19 protein-coding genes are annotated in these 17,100 nt (G+C 56.8%); 8 read left to right on the forward strand and 11 right to left on the reverse strand.

Going from position 1 to position 17,100, the window contains the following annotated elements; translation table 11 throughout:
- The first annotated feature begins 11 nt into the window (after positions 1–11).
- Entirely contained in the window at positions 12–782 is a 771-nt protein-coding gene (locus tag RSE16_10830) for a helix-turn-helix transcriptional regulator (protein ID WRH75197.1), read from the forward strand.
- 11 nt (positions 783–793) lie between these two features.
- Here RSE16_10830 and RSE16_10835 read toward each other — a convergent pair whose 3' ends face one another.
- Positions 794–1,570, reverse strand: a complete 777-nt coding sequence (locus RSE16_10835) for an SDR family oxidoreductase (protein WRH75198.1) — start codon at positions 1,568–1,570, stop codon at positions 794–796.
- Between the two features lie 9 nt (positions 1,571–1,579).
- A complete protein-coding gene (locus RSE16_10840) occupies positions 1,580–2,101 on the reverse strand; it encodes a VOC family protein (protein WRH75199.1) in 522 nt (173 codons plus the stop codon).
- Between the two features lie 91 nt (positions 2,102–2,192).
- Between RSE16_10840 and RSE16_10845 the strand changes: the two genes are divergently transcribed.
- The 3 genes from RSE16_10845 to RSE16_10855 all read left to right on the forward strand — a co-directional run bounded on the left by RSE16_10845 (position 2,193) and on the right by RSE16_10855 (position 5,780).
- Positions 2,193–3,407 carry an SRPBCC family protein gene (locus RSE16_10845; GenBank protein WRH75200.1) on the forward strand — a complete coding sequence of 405 codons (1,215 nt, stop codon included), beginning with the start codon at positions 2,193–2,195 and terminating at the stop codon, positions 3,405–3,407.
- A 12-nt stretch (positions 3,408–3,419) separates the two neighbouring features.
- Positions 3,420–4,844 (forward strand): aromatic ring-hydroxylating dioxygenase subunit alpha, encoded by a 1,425-nt coding sequence (locus tag RSE16_10850; GenBank protein ID WRH75201.1) that lies wholly within the window; start codon positions 3,420–3,422, stop codon positions 4,842–4,844.
- Positions 4,845–5,015: 171 nt separating this feature from the next.
- Positions 5,016–5,780, forward strand: coding sequence for an SDR family oxidoreductase (locus RSE16_10855; GenBank protein WRH75202.1), 765 nt, complete (start codon positions 5,016–5,018; stop codon positions 5,778–5,780).
- Here the strand turns inward: RSE16_10855 and RSE16_10860 are convergent.
- From RSE16_10860 to RSE16_10885, 6 genes are read right to left on the reverse strand one after another with little or no spacing between them, the layout of a single operon-like run.
- Positions 5,777–6,184 (reverse strand): nuclear transport factor 2 family protein, encoded by a 408-nt coding sequence (locus RSE16_10860; GenBank protein ID WRH75203.1) that lies wholly within the window; start codon positions 6,182–6,184, stop codon positions 5,777–5,779. The genes RSE16_10855 and RSE16_10860 overlap by 4 nt on opposite strands.
- 3 nt (positions 6,185–6,187) lie before the next feature.
- The gene (locus tag RSE16_10865; protein WRH75204.1) at positions 6,188–6,418 is read right to left on the reverse strand and encodes a lipoyl domain-containing protein; all 231 of its coding nucleotides are present in this window, start codon (positions 6,416–6,418) and stop codon (positions 6,188–6,190) included.
- A 4-nt stretch (positions 6,419–6,422) separates the two neighbouring features.
- Positions 6,423–7,415 carry an alpha-ketoacid dehydrogenase subunit beta gene (locus RSE16_10870; protein WRH75205.1) on the reverse strand — a complete coding sequence of 331 codons (993 nt, stop codon included), beginning with the start codon at positions 7,413–7,415 and terminating at the stop codon, positions 6,423–6,425.
- A complete protein-coding gene (locus RSE16_10875) occupies positions 7,412–8,377 on the reverse strand; it encodes a thiamine pyrophosphate-dependent dehydrogenase E1 component subunit alpha (protein WRH75206.1) in 966 nt (321 codons plus the stop codon). Before RSE16_10875 ends, RSE16_10870 begins: the two co-directional genes overlap by 4 nt.
- A 12-nt stretch (positions 8,378–8,389) precedes the next feature.
- Positions 8,390–9,025 carry a glutathione S-transferase family protein gene (locus tag RSE16_10880; GenBank protein WRH75207.1) on the reverse strand — a complete coding sequence of 212 codons (636 nt, stop codon included), beginning with the start codon at positions 9,023–9,025 and terminating at the stop codon, positions 8,390–8,392.
- Entirely contained in the window at positions 9,025–9,786 is a 762-nt protein-coding gene (locus RSE16_10885) for an SDR family oxidoreductase (GenBank protein WRH75208.1), read from the reverse strand. The genes RSE16_10880 and RSE16_10885 overlap by 1 nt, the downstream gene beginning before the upstream one ends.
- 149 nt (positions 9,787–9,935) lie before the next feature.
- On the opposite strand from RSE16_10885, the gene RSE16_10890 reads away from it, so the two are divergent.
- From RSE16_10890 to RSE16_10905, 4 genes are read left to right on the forward strand one after another with little or no spacing between them, the layout of a single operon-like run.
- Complete coding sequence (locus tag RSE16_10890; protein ID WRH75209.1) at positions 9,936–10,334, forward strand: nuclear transport factor 2 family protein; 399 nt, start codon at positions 9,936–9,938, stop codon at positions 10,332–10,334.
- Positions 10,335–10,338: 4 nt separating this feature from the next.
- Positions 10,339–10,689, forward strand: coding sequence for an antibiotic biosynthesis monooxygenase (locus tag RSE16_10895; GenBank protein WRH75210.1), 351 nt, complete (start codon positions 10,339–10,341; stop codon positions 10,687–10,689).
- A gap of 5 nt (positions 10,690–10,694) precedes the next feature.
- Positions 10,695–11,498 carry an SDR family oxidoreductase gene (locus tag RSE16_10900; protein ID WRH75211.1) on the forward strand — a complete coding sequence of 268 codons (804 nt, stop codon included), beginning with the start codon at positions 10,695–10,697 and terminating at the stop codon, positions 11,496–11,498.
- Positions 11,498–11,920 (forward strand): GFA family protein, encoded by a 423-nt coding sequence (locus RSE16_10905; protein ID WRH75212.1) that lies wholly within the window; start codon positions 11,498–11,500, stop codon positions 11,918–11,920. The genes RSE16_10900 and RSE16_10905 overlap by 1 nt, the downstream gene beginning before the upstream one ends.
- 33 nt (positions 11,921–11,953) lie before the next feature.
- On the opposite strand, the gene RSE16_10910 is transcribed toward RSE16_10905, so the two are convergent.
- From RSE16_10910 to RSE16_10920, 3 genes are all read right to left on the reverse strand, one after another.
- Positions 11,954–12,952, reverse strand: coding sequence for an NADP-dependent oxidoreductase (locus RSE16_10910; protein WRH75213.1), 999 nt, complete (start codon positions 12,950–12,952; stop codon positions 11,954–11,956).
- A complete protein-coding gene (locus tag RSE16_10915; protein ID WRH75214.1) occupies positions 12,952–14,388 on the reverse strand; it encodes a carotenoid oxygenase family protein in 1,437 nt (478 codons plus the stop codon). Before RSE16_10915 ends, RSE16_10910 begins: the two co-directional genes overlap by 1 nt.
- A 74-nt stretch (positions 14,389–14,462) precedes the next feature.
- Positions 14,463–16,835 (reverse strand): TonB-dependent receptor, encoded by a 2,373-nt coding sequence (locus RSE16_10920; GenBank protein ID WRH75215.1) that lies wholly within the window; start codon positions 16,833–16,835, stop codon positions 14,463–14,465.
- Positions 16,836–17,100: the final 265 nt, after the last annotated feature.

Below are 17,100 nucleotides of genomic sequence, written 5' to 3' on the forward strand. Positions count from 1 at the left end.
CGGAGAGTAAAATGCGCTGGCCAAATGACCTGCTCGACAGTGTCACTATACGTGAGCTGAAAGATATCCGTCCGGCCTCAATGGCTTTGAACACCGTTGCACAGCAGCATGCCTTCCGCGTTGCGGTGACACCCGACATCGCTTCCCCCGACCAGTTGACGGATGCAAATGGTGGGGTGATGAATTCAGATGTCTTCGGTTGGAACAAGGAAGGCGAACGCTGGTGGGAAGACCGGCGTCTTGCACTTGTGTCACCATTGCCCCGGGCCTGTCGCTACGAAAGCGAAGCCTTTTGGTGCAACGAAGATGGCGCGCGGACATCATTTCCCAACAAATATCTCGATGCGCTGAGTTTTTCCGATTTCAAGAAATTCGTACTGGCACCCTCAGCAATCGTTGTGCCGGTCCATCTATCCTTTGGTCAGATCGCCGCAGCCAGCTTCACGCCGGTTGATTATGGCTGGCGCGACCTCTCTGCACAATTTGCCGAAAAAGGCGAACTGTTGGCAGCTCTGGCACGCCGGTATCTTGCCAGCTACGCGATGATAGCAAAGACACAGAAATGGATCCCGTCCGACTGTCGTCTGTCAAAACGCGAGGTCGAATGTCTGCGCTTCGCCGCCATTGGCAAGACCGACCGCGAGATCAGCATGATCCTTGAACTGAGCCATGCAACGGTGCGCTATCATGTGCAGCGCGCCGGCGAGAAATTGAACGCCGTCAACCGCAGCCAGGCTGTGTTCAAGGCCGGGCAACTGGGTTATCTGGGGGCTGCGGCCTAAATCGGCTCCCGTCAGACCCCCATCATGCCAGCGTTGGTTGCACCATCAATGGCAAACTCGCTGCCTGAGATGAACGCTGCTTCGTCTGATCCAAGATAGGCAACAAGCGCTGCGACTTCATCCACCTGCGCCATGCGCCCCATCGGCGCCATCGATTCAAACTGTGCGCGAGCCGCCGCCGGATCGGGTGTGGAATCAATGACGGCACGGATCATCTCGGTTTCGACAACACCGGGATGAATTGAATTGCATCTTATGGCTGTTTTAGACTGCGCACAATGTACCGCAGTGGATTTAGCAAGAGCGATAAGGGCGCCCTTAGTAGTTGAATATGCAACGTAATTTCCGAGCGGTCGCTGCGCATTCATTGACGAATTGAGGATGATTGAACCCTTGGGCCCATCAGGGTTGGTGCGCATCAACCGCACGGCATGCTGCACGGTGAGCATCACGCCGGTCAAGTTCACTGCAAGGATCGATTGCCAACCTTCAAAGCTGACATGCTCAATATCGCCATCCCCTTTTTCGGTGCCCGCATTGGCAAAGGCGATGTCCAAGCGCCCGAATGTTTGTGTAATGAAATCCATGACCGAAGGCCAACTGTCCGGATCCTCGACCCGCTGGGGAACGAAGTGCGCGCCGGTTTCAGCACATATTATGCGCGCTGCAGACTCGTTGGAGCCTGTAAAGACAACCTCTGCTCCTTCTCGGCGGAAGTGACGCACCGTTCCGGCACCGATCCCAGAAGTTCCGCCCGTAATCAGCGCCACCTTACCTTGCAGTCCCATAACCCCTCCTTATCCCAACCTGCGAACAGGATCACTTCCGTCCCAGCCCTCTGAAGCCGCCTTGATCATCGCAAACAGTCCCTCGCTGCCGCTTGCCGGCTGCAATATTTCAACGATCGTGCCGGGCCCGCCACCGCTATCGACATAAAGGACTGCTCCGTCCGGATCGACGCGCCCCTCAACTAAAACTTGTGCCCCGACGTCTTCCGACAACTTCCGTGCCGTTGCGATGTCATCTGTCAATACGCAGACATGGTGCATCCCCTGCCCTTTTGCTCCGCGATAGATGCTGGGCGCATCGTTTTCCTGCCGGATTAGTTCGATTTGGACATCGCCCCAATAGGCCAGAGCAATTGAAAAGATGCAATGATTGGGTTCTCCCAGATAGCGACTGTCGGGAAGATGAATATTTTCAATCAGGAAGAAAGGGCCCACGCCCATCACCTCCGTCCAGTATGTAATCGCAGCGTCGAAATCTTCGGGAACAAAGGCGATTTGCATCACCGGTCCGATGGCAGCTAGGCCTTTCAAAACGTCACCCTCCTATCCAATGCGACAGCTTGCACGGTCGACCGACAGTGGCATGATGTCATACAGAGAGACACTGGGAGTTTTAAGAGGAATGAGCGACCGCGATCCCGAAATCGCCGTCGACTGGCAAACGCGCAGGCGCGAAATGGCCCGCAATGGCCTGCGCCGCATGGTGGAGCTGGTCGCCGCGAAGGAAACCGATCGGGCGGCAGGCCCGCTGCCCCTGCACAAGGGTGTCTATATCGACGAGGAAAGGTTTGAAGCCGAGCGCCAAAAGCTTTTTCTGGCACAGCCCGTTGTGGCTGGTCTTTCCGGTGACATTCACGAACCGGGCGATTTGCTGGTATTTGATGCCGCTGGTCCCTCGATCATCGTCCAGCGTGGGAAAGACGGCATTGTGCGGGCTTTCCGCAACATGTGCACCCATCGCGGAGCGAAACTGGTGGAGGAAAACGAGCCATGGTCGGGGCACCGGTCACGGGTCACCTGTCCCTTCCATGCTTGGACCTTTGATTCAGCAGGAAAGCTTATCGGTCAACCGTCGAAAACCAGCTTTGAAGGCTGCGAGATTGGCGCGCGCAACCTGCTTGAAATCCCGTGCACAGAACATCTCGGCCTGATCTTCGTCCGGGCCGGAGGTGGCGACCCGATAGATGCTGCAGCGCATCTCGGCGGCTTTGCCGACCTTCTCTCGGCGTTAGAGCTGCATCGCGCGCGTCCGGTCAAGAAAGGTATTTTGACCGCCGATTCAAATTGGAAGTTCGCGCTCGATACCTATTCCGAAGGTTATCACTTCTCGGCACTCCACAACACAACCATCGGCCAGACCCATTATAACGATGTCGCCTCGGTCGACCGGTACGGGCGGCACCATCGCATCGGTTTTCCCGATAACAGCATCGGAAAACTGATCGGCACGCCCGAAGCGGAATGGCCTGAAACCGATTATGGCGGTGTCCACTTCCTGTTTCCCAACACGGTGATTTTCTTTGGTTCGATCGAACCCGGCAAGTTCTTCACCCAAGTGTTCCGCCTCTTCCCCGATGGAGTTGGCAAGACCCGCTGCCAGTTTGCGGTCTATGCTCCCTTCGGCGTCGAAAGCGAGGCGCAGCGCGCGATGTGCGAAATGGCCTATGATGGCACTGCGATGGTGGTGCAGACCGAAGATTATCGCGTGGCATCCGCGGGATATGCAAATTTGCTGGCGGCGCCCGATGACTTTCACGTCATTCTCGGATCGAATGAAAGCGCCGTTCAGTCCGTCCAAATCCATATTGCCGAGGCAATCGGCATGCCTATAAACTGAGGAAGCTGCACCATGGCCGACAGAGACCCTAAAATCGCCGACGCCCGCTGCCCGGGACCAAGCTATACCGATATGCTGAATGCGGATACGCGACGAGCACCCGATTATCTGCTACTCGAATCCACCCAAGACCTTGATAACGACGCTCTATCGACCGACCGCTATACCTCGCCAGCGTTCAAGGCACTCGAAGACGAGAAAATATGGCCGAACATATGGCAATTCGCTGCACGCGAAGAAGACATGCCCGAACCCGGCGACAGCGTAGTTTATGAATTGGGTGACAAGAGCTTCCTGCTTGTGCGGCAAAAGGATGGATCAGTCCGGGCATTCTACAATGTCTGCCTGCATCGCGGTCGCAAACTGCGTACCGAAAGCGGCCCTTCGATCCAGCTTCGCTGCCCGTTCCATGGCTTTACTTGGCATAATGACGGCAGCCTGAAAGAAATTCCGTGCAACTGGGATTTCAAGCACCTGGAAGAAAAGGACCTATCGCTTCCCGAACTGAAGGTCGAAAGCTGGCAGGGCTTTATCCTGATCAGCGAAAATCACGACCTGCCGCCGTTCCGTGAGTGGATCGGGCCTGGCGTCGAACATTATGACAATTGGCGGCTTGAAGAATGCTACACTGGCGCATGGGTCGGCAAGGTCGTTCCGGCAAACTGGAAGGCCGTCGCTGAAGCCTTCATGGAGGCGTGGCATAGCGTCGTCACCCACCCGCAGATCCTCGGCTTCACCGCCGATGCCAACACTCGGTACGACCTATATGGCGACCATATGAACCGGGCGATCACGGCATCGGCGGCGCTTTCCCCGCATTTGAAGGGCAAAGATCAGATGTATGTGATCCAATCGCTTGCCGACTTTACCGGCGCTGCAGGTGATGCCCGATCGCGGCGCGGCGGCGTCGAAGCGAGTCAGGACTTGCGCGGTTTCGATCCGGAAGACCCTTGGCTTGCGCGCAAATTGTTGGCCGAAGGCAATCGGGAATCCTTCGCCAACCAGAATGGGCATGATTATTCGAGCTATACCGACAGCGAGATGCTCGACAATCTGACCTATAACATCTTCCCCAACTGGTCGCCTTGGGGCGGGATGGTGCCGAACATTGTCTACCGTTGGCGCCCTTGGCACGATGCAGACCATTGCCTGATGGAAGTACGCATCTTGCTGCGTACACCCAAGGGCGAAAAGCCTCCTAAGACAGCTCCTATGTTCATGGTGCCGGACGGCGAACCTTTCGCCGCAGCAAGCGACCTGATCGGTGGAGCCTTGGCCGGCGTATTCGATCAAGACATGGAAAATCTTCCCTATGTGCAGACTGGGATGAAGGCGTCGAAAAACAAGGCAATTGAACTTGGTCATTATCAGGAAAGCCGCATCCGGCATTTCCACCAGACGATGGACAAATATCTGAGCGGCGAATTGCCGAAATAGTTGAAAAGGCCCTCATTCGCCGCAATGCGGCGTGAAACTGCTTTTGCTGGGCCAGTTCGGATTGTAGCAGGCCGTGGCCTCGCGGCTTACTGTTGCTTGATGTAAGGCGCGGCGTCACCCTTCCAGCGCCCCCTCGACGAGGGGGCGTTTTCAGAACGAAAGCCCCAGCCTGTGGAACTCACCCTCGGAAATCGAACCGTTCTCATTACCGGTGCCTCATCTGGCATCGGCGCGCATTTTGCCAAGGTGGCGGCAGCCGCGGGCGCGAATGTTGTGCTGGCGGCGCGGCGAACCGAATTGCTTGACGGCATCGTCGCCGAAATAACGGCACAAGGCGGAAGGGCCATCTCGGTTGCTATGGATGTTGCCGACAAGGATTCGACCGTATCAGCATTTGACGCGGCAGAAGCGGCCTTTGGGGCTGTAGACAGCGTGATCGCCAATGCCGGAATGGATGCGCATACCCCCTTTTTCGACCTCGAGCCCGAGGAATTCGATCGGGTAATGTCGGTTAACCTGCGTGGCGTTTTCCTGACCGTGCAGGAAAGCGCACGGCGTATGATGGCCAATGGCGCGAAGGAACGGCAGCATGGCCGGATTGTCATTGTCTCGTCGATCACCGCCCAAGCGATTGAACCTGGCCTTGCCCCCTATTCCGCATCCAAAGCGGCGGTCCTGCAAATGGGTAAGGTGCTGGCCCGCGAATGGGCTAGCAAAGGTATCAACGTAAACAGCATCTTACCCGGCTATATCGTAACCGGCATCAACCAGGACTGGTTCGCAACCGAAGGCGGCGCACGTCAGGTGCAGCGCTTTCCGAGGCGACGGGTGATGGAGATCGACGCGCTCGACCCGATGCTGCTCTATCTTTGCTCGGATGCATCGCGATTTGTCACCGGTGCCGCCTTTACGGTCGACGATGGACAGTCGCTCTAGATCGATTTCATATCTGGCCCGGCAATGCGCGCAACCTCGCCCGCATCGAAATAATGGATCCGCATTTCGGTCATCTTGCCATCGGAGTTGAAACGGGTCACTTCGGTGACATGCTGGCTGAACCGCTCACCGCTCGCCCTTGAAGTCATGCTGAAGTGGAGCAAAGCGACCGTGTATGTTTCGCTGCCCAGCAAATCGATCCACTCAACTTTCGGTGCTTCCCAATAGGCCATGACATGGGCGTGGAGCCTGCGTAGCGCGTCTTTACCATGCCACTCGCCGCCATATGGAAGGCTTGGCGGCTCATAGATTAAGAAGTCGTCGGTAAAGAAGTTTTCGACAATATCCCAATCGCCCTGCTGAACATGGGCATACATCAACCGCGAGGCTTCAAGCGGAGACACCGGCTATTCGATGGTCGCGACCAATGTACCTACCGGATAAGCCTCGCCCTCAGGTGCCAACACCCGGAGCACGCCCGCGACCTGCGCTTCCACCTCGGTCGTGGTCTTGTCGGTTTCGATTGTATAGATCACGTCACCGACCTGCACTTGCTCTCCATCTTCGAACATCCATTCGGACAGCGTCATTTCGGTCGCAGACATGCCAATCTTGGGGATCCGTATCTCGGTTGTCATCTGCCTAAACTTTCCAGCTCATCGCCGTACGGATGGCATCTTTGATGCCATCCTTGGTCGGGATCCAAGCCTGTTCCAAAACATTGGCCATTGGCACGGCAGAAAAGGCGCCACCGATCCGCTGCACCGGTGCCTTCAATTGGCCGAACAGCGCTTCGTTGATCCGTGCGGAAACTTCTGCGCCGGTCCCATATGACTTGACTGCTTCGTGCAAAACCACTGCACGCCCAGTCTTGCGGACCGATGCCAACACCGTTTCCTCGTCAAAAGGTGCGATGGTGCGCAGGTCGATAACTTCGACTGACACACCCTCTTCAGCCATCTGGCCTGCAACTTCAAGTGCATCAAGGACAGTACGGCCATAGGTAATGATCGAACAATCACTGCCCTCGTTCGCGACGGCAGCCTTGCCGAGCGGAACGACATGATTGGGGCCAGGATCATCCGACTGCAGGCCATAACAGAGAATATTCTCGATGAAGATCACCGGGTCGTTGCAGGCAATTGCTGCGCGCATCAGCCCCTGCGCATCCGCCGCATTCGACGGCGTGACGATTTTGAGGCCCGGTACATGCGCGAACCAAGCTTCCAGCATGTCGCTATGCTGCCCGCCAAAACCGACACCGACGCCGGTCGTGGTGCGGAGCACCAGCGGAACATTGGTCTGCCCGCCAGACATGAAGCGCAGCTTCGCGGCATGGTTGACGATCTGGTCCATGCAGACCGTCACGAAATTCATCAGCATGATTTCGGCAATCGGGCGGAAGCCAGCTAGCGCCGCACCCACACACGCCCCCATGATGGCCTGTTCGGAAATCGGCGTGGCACGGATGCGGTGCTCGCCATATTTTTCAGTGAGGCCAGCTGAAATCTTGAATACGCCGCCGCCCTGTTTGGCCGCGACATCCTCTCCCAGCAGGATCACGCCTTCATCTTCGGCCATGGCCTCGTCAATTGCGCGATTGATCGCCTGACCAAGTGCTATTTTACCGGTCATGCCGCGATCTCCTCTTCAAACACGTCGATCCTCAATTCATCGGCTCCCGGGAACGGGCTGTTGAACGCAAACTCCGCCGCCGCATCGAGTTCAGCCTCTATCTGCCCCACAATGGCGTCCAATTCGGCTTCGGTGAACTGGTGGTCGAGCATCAACTTACGCAGCTTTGGTAGCGGGTCTTCTGCGGCCATCTCGGCGAGATGTTCCTTGGGCATGTAGGAAAAATCTGCGCCGAAAAAGTGCCCCATCATCCGGTAGCACATAGCTTCCAGCAGCACCGGTCCCTTGCCCGAGCGCGCATGTTCGACCGCCTCCACAGCGGCGGCATGCATCGCTTCAGCATCATTACCGTCAACCTTAATCCCCTTCATCCCGTAGGAGCCAGCGCGGGTGACAATAGTGTCGACCTTGGTATGGTCGGCAAAGGCTGTATGCTCGCCATAGCGATTGTTTTGGCAGAAAAAGATCACTGGCAGCTTGTAAAGCTGAGCCATGTTCAGAGCTTCATGGAAGGCACCGATATTGGTCGCGCCATCGCCGAAGCAACAGACCGTGACCTTGCCGTCACCGCGATTTTGCGATGCCAGCGCAAGGCCATTGGCGATAGGCAGGCCTGATCCTACGACGCCGGTAGTCACCATCACACCCGTCGCCGGATGAGTGATGTGCATTGAACCGCCCTTGCCCTTGCAGGTCCCCGTCGCCCGTCCCGCAATCTCGGCATAGAGCAGATCAAAAGGCACACCCTTGGCGATTTGGTCGTGCTGGCCGCGGTACGTCGTCACGAGATAATCGTCAGTGTTGAGCGCCGCCATCATCGCCGCAGTGACAAGTTCCTGCCCGCGATAAGTGTAATAGAGCGTTGCCAGCTTTCCACTGATGATCAGCGAACGAAACTTCTCGTCCGACCGGGCGCACCGCATAGTGCGCGTATAGATGTCGAGCAGTGTATCCCTGTCCATCGATTGACCCTCTCAAAGACCGTTTTTGGGGTTAGCGGAAATTTCCGCGCTCGGTCGGCTTGCGACCCGTGCCTGCCACGCCTTCAAATTGTTGCAACCTTCGGGGATCGGCTGTCCCACCGTCCCGCCAAATTCAACAAAAGAAAACAGCAATATATCTGCCAGAGTGAAACGGTTGCCACAAAGATAATCCTGGCCGGCCAACCGGATATCAGCCTTTTCAAGACCATCACGGGCATAAGCCTTGTTCCCGTCTGACGCTTCGGGCACGCAAAGCATCCGCGGCTGGAACATGGGCAGACCTTCGGCGCTGCGAAAGCCATTCGTCATCGGAACAACGATTTGCTGGTCAACCCAGCGGATTGCCGCCCGAGTCTGAGCCCGCTCTTCGCCGTTGCTGCCAATCAACGGCGGAGAAGAAAACCGCTCTTCAAGATATTCACAAATCGCGACCGATTCATCAAGAAAGCTGCCGTCGTCCAGTTCCAAGCATGGCGATCCGCCGCGCGGGTTTTTGGCAAGGAAATCGTCCTGGCGGTTCTCACCTGCCAGTATATCGAGGAAGATCCGCTCGATAGTGATACCCTTTTCGGCAATAAACATAGCTGCCATGCGAGGATTGGGGCCCACCGACTGGTAAAGCCGCATCAGAACTGCACCCTTTTGGTAAAGCCACCGTCGACAACAAGATTGACCCCGCTTGTGTAACTCGATGCAGAGCTGGCTAGAAATACAATCGCACGTGCAACTTCGTCCGGTGCGCCCAATCGGCCCATCGGCATTTGTGCCACTGTGCCATTGTAAAAATCTGGCATCGCACCTTTGATCATTTCCCAGTTGCCCGTGGGATACTCAATCGGACCCGGCGTAACGGTGTTGACGCGAATGCCCTTGGGCGCAAGCGATTGGCTGAGCTGCGAGGCATAAGTGATCAACGCGGCTTTCAGGGCATTGAATGCTTGCGGCATGATGAAAGTCTCGACCGCTGCGGTCGACGACATGAAGATAATCGAACCGTTACCCGAAGCCTCCAACGCGCCTTCAAGCGCCTCGAGGCCGAGCACCGCGCCCATGATGTCAATTTCAAAACCTTTGTGCCAATCCTGCGTGGCCCCCATGCCCGACGAGCTTGCGGTGTGTATGAAAATGTCGCATCCGCCCAGCTTTTCCGCTGCATCCGCAAGCCAGGCTTTGTAGCCTTCTGGATTGCCATTCATATCAAAAGCAGTGCCATGGGCCGTACCCTTGTTTCCGGCAACAGCTTCGAGCGCGGCATCGATTCGCCCTTGATCGCGCGAGAAAAAGGCAACATCGGCACCCTCGGCGGTGAACAGTTTGACGGTTTCAAGGCCAATACCGTGCGCGCCGCCGTTCATGATGACTTTTTTACCAGCAAGGCCCAGTTCCATATCGTCTCTCCTTCGCTCCAATGACCCCATCAATATGCCTGATGCGATCCTGCTTCTGAATGAGCAAAAATGATGGGGCACAGCGGTTTTGATAGTTTCGGCCCGGACGCTTTCCCCATAGCCTCATATCAGCAAGGGGAGAGACAGACATGGCATTTACAGGACCGTTGGAGGACCAAATCGCCATCCGGGCGCTGAACGACAGCTATTGCGACGCTGTGTTCCGTCGCGACGCGGCCGATTGGGGATCGAATTGGGCGCAAGATGCGCATTGGCATTTGATGGGCCAGCAGGTGGAAGGCCGGGATGCGATCGTGGCGCTTTGGGACGGTGCAATGACGAATTTCACCTTTGTTGCCTTTTTTGCGCAAATGGGAGCGCTGTCTGTTGACGGCGATCAGGCCCAGGGCACCGTCTACACGCACGAGATTCTTGAAAGTGCGGATGGTTCGATATCGCGTCCCGTCGGCCGCTATGATGACCGCTATCGCCGTATCGACGGCCAATGGCGGTTCCAAGAAAGAAACTTTAATTTTTTGAAGGGTTGAGAACATGACAATAGTGATTGCGGGCGAGGTTGATTTCCCCCCCGAAAACCGCGAGCCAGCACTCGCCGGTGCCAAGGCACTGATCGACATGGCGCTCGCCGAGCCAGGATGTCGCCATTATGCATGGACCGCAGACCCCCACGATGCGGGCCGAGTGCATGTTTTCGAGGAATGGGACAGCGCTGAGGAATTGCAGGAACATCTTGAAGGCGAAGCCTATCTCGGCATGCTCGGGCACTTGGCGGGTTATTCGATCCTGAATGCCAATACCCGCAAATATCGTTGTGACCTGCAAGAACCGGTCTACGGTCCCGATGGCAAGGCCACCGCAACATTCCTGACCGCAAAGGATTGAAAATTATGGCCAATCTATCCAAAAAAGTTGCCGTTGTGCTGGGCGCTGCCGGGCGTGACAATATGGGCCAGCACATTGCGCGTGCATTTGCCGATGCAGGCGCCAAGGTTGTTGTCGCCGGGCGTCATCAGGACGAACTGCAGCGTTTTTCCGGCAGCATCGCCGGTGACTGGCTGACATGCGACATCACCAGCAAAGCTGATGTTGAAGCACTCGCCGCCACCACTGTCGAACGCCATGGCAAGGTTGACATTGCAGTGAATGCGACCGGCTGGGGTCTGATGAAGGGGCTGCATGACGTCACTGACGAAGAACTTGAGCAGATGGTCGCGCTGCAATTCAAAGGCGTGCATTATTTCTTGAGCGCATTTGTGCGTGCGATGGTCGATGGCGGGTCGCTGATCCAGATTTCATCGGCAACCACGCAATGCATAATCGACGATCATGCCGCTTACATTGGGACGAAGGCAGGCAGCGAGGCAATGATCCGCTGTATCGCAAACCAATATGGCCCGCAGGGCATCCGCGCGAATATCATTTCGCCTGGCTTTACCGAAAGCCCGATGACCGCCGGCGCCTTTGCGACGCCTGGGCTCGCCAATGCATTTACCAAGGAATATCCGCTCGGCCGCCTCAACACGTCCGAAGATATCGCGCGCGCCGCGCTTTGGGTGTGCAGCGATGAGTGTTTTATGAGTGGGCAGAACTTTCAGGTGAACGGCGGACTGACGTTGCGCCGCAATCCCCGCCCTGAAGAAATCGGTGCGGCGGTCGCATCAGCCATGGCCGGCGCGGGCGGGCCGCACTGATGGCAGACGACGACCAACAGACCCGGAGCGGCGGCTGCCTTTGCGGCGCAGTGCGCTATACAACGGCTTGGCCGCCCCTCTCGGTAGCTACCTGCCAATGTGCCAATTGCCAAAAGCAGGCCGGATCCTCGATCTCGATTCTTGCAATGGTGCCGGCTGCGGGACTGAAAATCACCGGTGATCTAAAGACCTATGAAGATCATGGCGATAGCGGCGGAACCGTGTTCCGCAAATTCTGCCCGAATTGCGGGTCGCCTGTCATCAGCGACATTCCTGGGATGGAGGCGCAGGGCGTCCGCGTCGTCAAGGCAGGCACACTCGACGACCATTCGGGATTGAACCCGCAAATGCACTTTTGGACCGATAGCGCGCAGGACTGGATGGTTCTGCCCGAGGGCGGCTTGAAAATGGAAAAGCAGTAAATCTTCCCCTCCCCTTTACGGGGAGGGAGAAGGTCACAGCTTGAGCAATTGCTTGCCTCTATTTGCGCCGACAAACAGGCGCTGCAGGGTTGCGGGGGCATTTTCGAAACCGTTTTGGACATCCTCCCGATATTTCAACCGACCGTCATTGATGAGGCTGACCATCCGTTTCCGAATGCCGGGAAACTCATTCATCCAGTCAATTACGATGAAGCCTTCCATCCGTGCCCGGCGGAAAACGAGGTTGAAATAATTTTCTGGCCCAGCCGGCAAGGTGCCGGTTTCATAGCGGCTGATCCCACCGCAAATCACCACGCGCGCATGGGTTGCTATCTGGCTGAGCATGTCGTTCAAGATCGAACCTCCGACATTGTCAAAGATGACATTGACGCCATTGGGCGCAAGCGCCTTAATCTGGTCACGGATTGGTCCTGCCTTATAGTCTATGGCGTGGTCATATCCTGCCTCTTGCGTCAACCAGGCACATTTTTCGGCACCGCCAGCAATGCCGATCGCCGTGCAGCCGGCAATCTTGGCAAGTTGCCCAACCACTGATCCGGTCGCGCCTGCAGCACCCGATACCAGCACAACATCGCCAGCGACCGGCTGCCCAATTTTGAAGAGGCCACACCAGGCAGTCATGCCGGTAGTGCCAAGGATCGACAGCATTGCTGTGGGCGGCAGTCCGGGCTCACATATGTTCAGCCCTTCGCCATTGTGCACCACATATTCCGACCAGACTGAGGTTCCGGCGACCACGCTGCCAACTGGGAAGCGGCCGGCATTGCTTTGGACGACCTCCATGATCGATGATCCGCGCATCACATCACCGATCGCCATAGGAGCGACATAGTCGGCAACATTTTCCATCCAGCCCTTTTGCGCGGGATCAAACCCCATGTAGAGCGTCTTGAGCAGCATCTGTCCGGGCCCCGGTGCCGGCAAATCTGTCGTCACCAGCTTCAAATCATCGTCGGCGATCGGCCGTCCACGGGGGTGGCCATTTAGTTGCCATTGGCGGGTTTGGGTCATTACATAGCCTCTTGGTAAAGCGGGTTATCCGCAGAATAATAATTGCAGTGAAAACCCGAAGGCACACGGAACGGGATACGTACCGTCGCCAAAGGGCCTGCAGCGATATCCTTTGCAGCAAAAATCGCCAGTTCACTCGCCGGTGCGTTTGCGCGGTGCACGATGCTCATCGCATAGCCGTCAGCTTCGTCGGTTGCCCCGATACGTGGTGCGAAAACCAGTTCGCCTGCGGCCGATCCTGCGCCGAAATGATAAAAGTCCTCGTGACCGCTCTCGGTATCGAACCGCAGCACAGCGTCCATCCCTTCAACCCGGCCGTCACGCGACTTGAGGTTGATGTTCGCGAAACTATGACGGGTTTTCCGCGTCATCAGCCGGTCATCCGGGCGCGGAAACTGGATATCGCGATCGTTCAGAACCTCTTCCTTCATAGACGCCGACGCAATATCGATTGTCCAACGTCTCAACGATTGCTGGGTGTCGCCATGGGTCAGCCTGTTGCCGTCCTGGTCGGGGAAAAGCGCGGTGCCGTTCGCGGCTGCAACATCGGCAAATATCCTACCATTTTCTTCCCAGACATTAAGTTCGTGGAACATGTGGCGTGGGTCGAATTCGAACCAGCGCACATCTTCGGCGCTGCCTTCGCGCGGCATGATCGCCAACTTGGTTGGGCGACCATTATTCCAAGCGGTCATCGGTCCACCCTTCATGAACCGCTGCAGGTCGGAATCGATTGGGATGATCGGAAAGACGACCCAGTTTTCAGTCAGGAAAAAGGTATGTACCAGCGCCATATGCGGGACAGGAATGTTCACCGCATGCCGCACCACGCCTTCGCGGGTCGTGATCGTATATTGCAGCTCGGCAGGGCCCATATAGCCGTTAATCATCGCCCCGATGTTGATTAACTCGCCTGTCGCATAATCAACCTTGGGATGCGCCGAAAAGGTTGTCGCGATCTTGCCGCCATAGTCATGTTCGCCGATGGTTCCGAGATCATGTGGTCCCATCACGACAGGGCGCGCACCCTCCATCAACGCCAACAATTTGCCACCATGAAGGATGATGTTGGTATTGGCGGTATTGTAGGTCTTGCCCTGAACGCTGGGATCGGAGGTCATAGGATTGCCGAACATACCAAAAAGTCGCTTGCCAGCGGCTTTTTCAAGTTCGAATTTTTCCGTTCGCACCCACCTGTTTGTCATCGAGACGCGGCCGTCAGCGATGTGAAAAGCATAGACCATGCCGTCGCCATCAAACCAGTGATAGTCACCTTCACGCGTCGGATAGAGCGGCTCGGGCCCGTTGCGGTAGAATACCCCTGAAAGATCGGAAGGGATCTCGCCATCGACGATCAAGTCCGGCGCGCTCGCTTCAAACCGCACGGGTTCATGATGCCCGGACAGATAGGGGTGGTCGAAAAAAGCCTTGGTCATCGCTGTCTCCTCCAACAAAAAGGGGCACCTCCATCTGCCATGGAGGTGCCCCGATTATCGCCTGTTCTTTTTGATCAGAATTTGAGGCCAAGTTGCACGCCCGCGGTGCGCGGCTGACGTGCAGTGCCGAAAGTGAACAGACCTGCAACCGGCAAGGTTGCGGAAAGCCCCTTGTTGTTCGTCAAGTTGCGACCGAACACCGCCAGGCTCAATTCCTCGCCATTGCCGCCAATGGGGAAGGTGTAGCCAAGCTGCGCCGTGAGGTCTTCACGATTCTCGGTCTGGCAGCGATCGTCATTGCGGATCGCTCCCGGGATGCGCGGCGGGTTCAAGCCCAGGCAGGTCTGGTATTTGCTCTGGAAACGCAACTGCGTCGAGAAATCCAGTGTCCCTGCCCCGATATCACGGCTGTAGTTGAAGCCCGCTGCCCACTGCACCTTGGGCGCACGGCGCAAGGTCAAGGTCGACACATCGTCCGGGATGCCGTCTGCCGCACTGCCAGCAGTCAGGCCGACCACATCGTTGAAGAAGCGGTTATACTTTGCATCGGTGTAAGAGAATGAAGCATTGAAGGTCAGCTCGTTGGAAAGCTGCGCCGTCAGTTCGGCTTCAAAGCCCTTGATATCGGCCGACGATGCATTCTTCACCACGGTTTCCTGCGGGCTCGAAGATCCCGGAGGTGCAGGCTGGACGACCTCTTCCTGCTTGTTGTCATATTTGGTGTAATAGAAGGCAAAGTTGGTGCGCAGCATGCGATCGAGCCAATCGGCCTTCAGGCCGACTTCATAGGCATCAACAAGCTCCGGGTTGTAGGGGCCAAGTGTGGTCGGGCCAGATGAACGACCGTTAAAGCCGCCCGAACGGAAACCACGGGACAAAGATGCGTAGAGCAGCTTGTTGTCGCCAATTTCGTAATCGAGGTTGGCCCGATAGGTCATTTTCCCGAAGCTTTCGCTGCCGTTGCAATTATTTGCTGCAGCGTAGCGTGGCAGGACAACACCCGGGGCCGGAGACACGGTCCCGACCACCCCGACACATTCCACGCCGGTAAAGCTCGGCAAAGTGAAACCAACAAGTGCACCGATACGGCCATAATTGTTGAAGATGCTCTTTTTATCGCGGGTGTAACGTGCGCCGACGCCCAGCTTCAGCTTGTCAGTCAGGTCGATGCGGGCATCGACAAAACCGGCATAGGATTTGGAAGAATGGTCGACAACCTGGCGAAGCACCGCAGTCGATCCCTGACCCAGCACCACACCGAAATTGGTTGACTGGTCAAGCTGATAGCTGCTGTCAAAAAAGTAACCGCCGACCAATAGGTTGATACCGTCGCTTACATCGCCGCCAATGCGCAGTTCCTGGCTGAACTGTTCATATTGCTGTTGACGGAGCGTGTCGAAGAAATTGGCCGAGCTGGCGTCGAAATCCTGCCGCACCGATTCATCGTTGCTGCGCCAGCCCGTCACCGAGGTCAGTGTGAAATCACCCCCGAGATCGACGTCGATCGTGCCACTGATGGCATCGGTGTCATTGCTGACCGGCGTCGCGATTGACGAATAGGTCTGGTACAGGCCTGCAAAGCCGCGGCCGCATTCAGCAGCGGGCGAGAAGCCCGGCGCACCTGCGGCGAGGCAGATAAGGTCCTTGCCGCGCTCCGAAAGCGGGGCAACGATGGTTTCACCGCGCTCACGCATATGCTCATAGGTGATTTGCGCAGTGATGCCCTCCGAAGGCTCAATCAAAGCGGTCACACCCCCGGTGAGCACTTCATATGCCCCTTCGCGCTTGTTCTTGGTGACGTTGCGGTAGTAGCCGTCGGTCTTGTCATAGAAACCGAATGCCTTGAGCGCGATGACATCGCCGAGCTTACCGCTATTGACAATAACACGGCCGCGTTTTGTGTTAAAGGTCGAATAGGCGGCCTGCGCCTTCAGTCCGGCATCCTCAGTGGGCTTGGTACGGGTGACGCTGATCACGCCGCCGATGGTGTTCCGGCCGAACAGCGTTCCTTGCGGCCCGCGAAGCACCTCAAGGCGCTCCATGTCGAACGAATCAAGCAGCTGGCCGGTGTTGGTACCGATGAAAACGCCGTCGACAACGACGCCGACCGCCGGATCGAAGCTCTTTTCAATATCCTCAAACGAAATACCGCGGATTGAGATCGCAGCTGCACTCGGGCCCGCCCCCACGCTGTCAACGACAAGGCTGGGCACCCGGCCAGCAAGATCACGAAGGTCCTCCACGGTCGCAGAATCGAGCATCTCCTGATCAAGCGCTGTCACGGCGATCGGCACATCCTGGATGCTTTCCTCTCGCTTCTGTGCGGTAACAACGATCTCGCGAATGCCTTGCTGCGAATCGTCCTGCGCCTCTTGGGCGAACGCAGGCGTTGCAAGCGCAAAAGCCATCGCCCCCGTTGACGCCAAAACCAATAGCGACTTCGTCATAACAGTCTCCTCCCGACATGTGGCGCTGGTATCCCATGCGCCAATCTTCTCTCCGGCCAGCAGACTGTTGGAAGCGGCTCAAATCAACAACCGCCAAAAGTGAGAGGGGCACAACCGGTGCTAATCCAAGAAACCGTAACGTAAAGCAGCGCCAACAACAGACGGCAGACCGACTTTGCCCCCGCAATTGATTCAGATCAAAGCGGCAACGCCGACACCATGCCACGGGTTGAACCGGAACCGCGATAGGCGCGGTTCGGGGAAG

Source organism: Sphingobium sp. (genome assembly GCA_035196065.1).
In the GTDB taxonomy this organism is placed as follows: domain Bacteria; phylum Pseudomonadota; class Alphaproteobacteria; order Sphingomonadales; family Sphingomonadaceae; genus Sphingorhabdus_B; species Sphingorhabdus_B rara.

What these genes read in the sequence shown, in the direction of transcription:
- RSE16_10850 (WRH75201.1), top strand. Translation starts at nt 3,420, where the DNA reads ATGGCCGACAGAGACCCTAAAATCGCCGACGCCCGCTGCCCGGGACCA.
- RSE16_10915 (WRH75214.1), bottom strand. Translation starts at nt 14,388, where the DNA reads ATGACCAAGGCTTTTTTCGACCACCCCTATCTGTCCGGGCATCATGAA.
- RSE16_10895 (WRH75210.1), top strand. Translation starts at nt 10,339, where the DNA reads ATGACAATAGTGATTGCGGGCGAGGTTGATTTCCCCCCCGAAAACCGC.
- RSE16_10920 (WRH75215.1), bottom strand. Translation starts at nt 16,835, where the DNA reads ATGACGAAGTCGCTATTGGTTTTGGCGTCAACGGGGGCGATGGCTTTT.
- RSE16_10885 (WRH75208.1), bottom strand. Translation starts at nt 9,786, where the DNA reads ATGGAACTGGGCCTTGCTGGTAAAAAAGTCATCATGAACGGCGGCGCG.
- RSE16_10845 (WRH75200.1), top strand. Translation starts at nt 2,193, where the DNA reads ATGAGCGACCGCGATCCCGAAATCGCCGTCGACTGGCAAACGCGCAGG.
- RSE16_10835 (WRH75198.1), bottom strand. Translation starts at nt 1,570, where the DNA reads ATGGGACTGCAAGGTAAGGTGGCGCTGATTACGGGCGGAACTTCTGGG.
- RSE16_10865 (WRH75204.1), bottom strand. Translation starts at nt 6,418, where the DNA reads ATGACAACCGAGATACGGATCCCCAAGATTGGCATGTCTGCGACCGAA.
- RSE16_10875 (WRH75206.1), bottom strand. Translation starts at nt 8,377, where the DNA reads ATGGACAGGGATACACTGCTCGACATCTATACGCGCACTATGCGGTGC.
- RSE16_10905 (WRH75212.1), top strand. Translation starts at nt 11,498, where the DNA reads ATGGCAGACGACGACCAACAGACCCGGAGCGGCGGCTGCCTTTGCGGC.
- RSE16_10890 (WRH75209.1), top strand. Translation starts at nt 9,936, where the DNA reads ATGGCATTTACAGGACCGTTGGAGGACCAAATCGCCATCCGGGCGCTG.
- RSE16_10830 (WRH75197.1), top strand. Translation starts at nt 12, where the DNA reads ATGCGCTGGCCAAATGACCTGCTCGACAGTGTCACTATACGTGAGCTG.
- RSE16_10870 (WRH75205.1), bottom strand. Translation starts at nt 7,415, where the DNA reads ATGACCGGTAAAATAGCACTTGGTCAGGCGATCAATCGCGCAATTGAC.
- RSE16_10880 (WRH75207.1), bottom strand. Translation starts at nt 9,025, where the DNA reads ATGCGGCTTTACCAGTCGGTGGGCCCCAATCCTCGCATGGCAGCTATG.
- RSE16_10900 (WRH75211.1), top strand. Translation starts at nt 10,695, where the DNA reads ATGGCCAATCTATCCAAAAAAGTTGCCGTTGTGCTGGGCGCTGCCGGG.
- RSE16_10910 (WRH75213.1), bottom strand. Translation starts at nt 12,952, where the DNA reads ATGACCCAAACCCGCCAATGGCAACTAAATGGCCACCCCCGTGGACGG.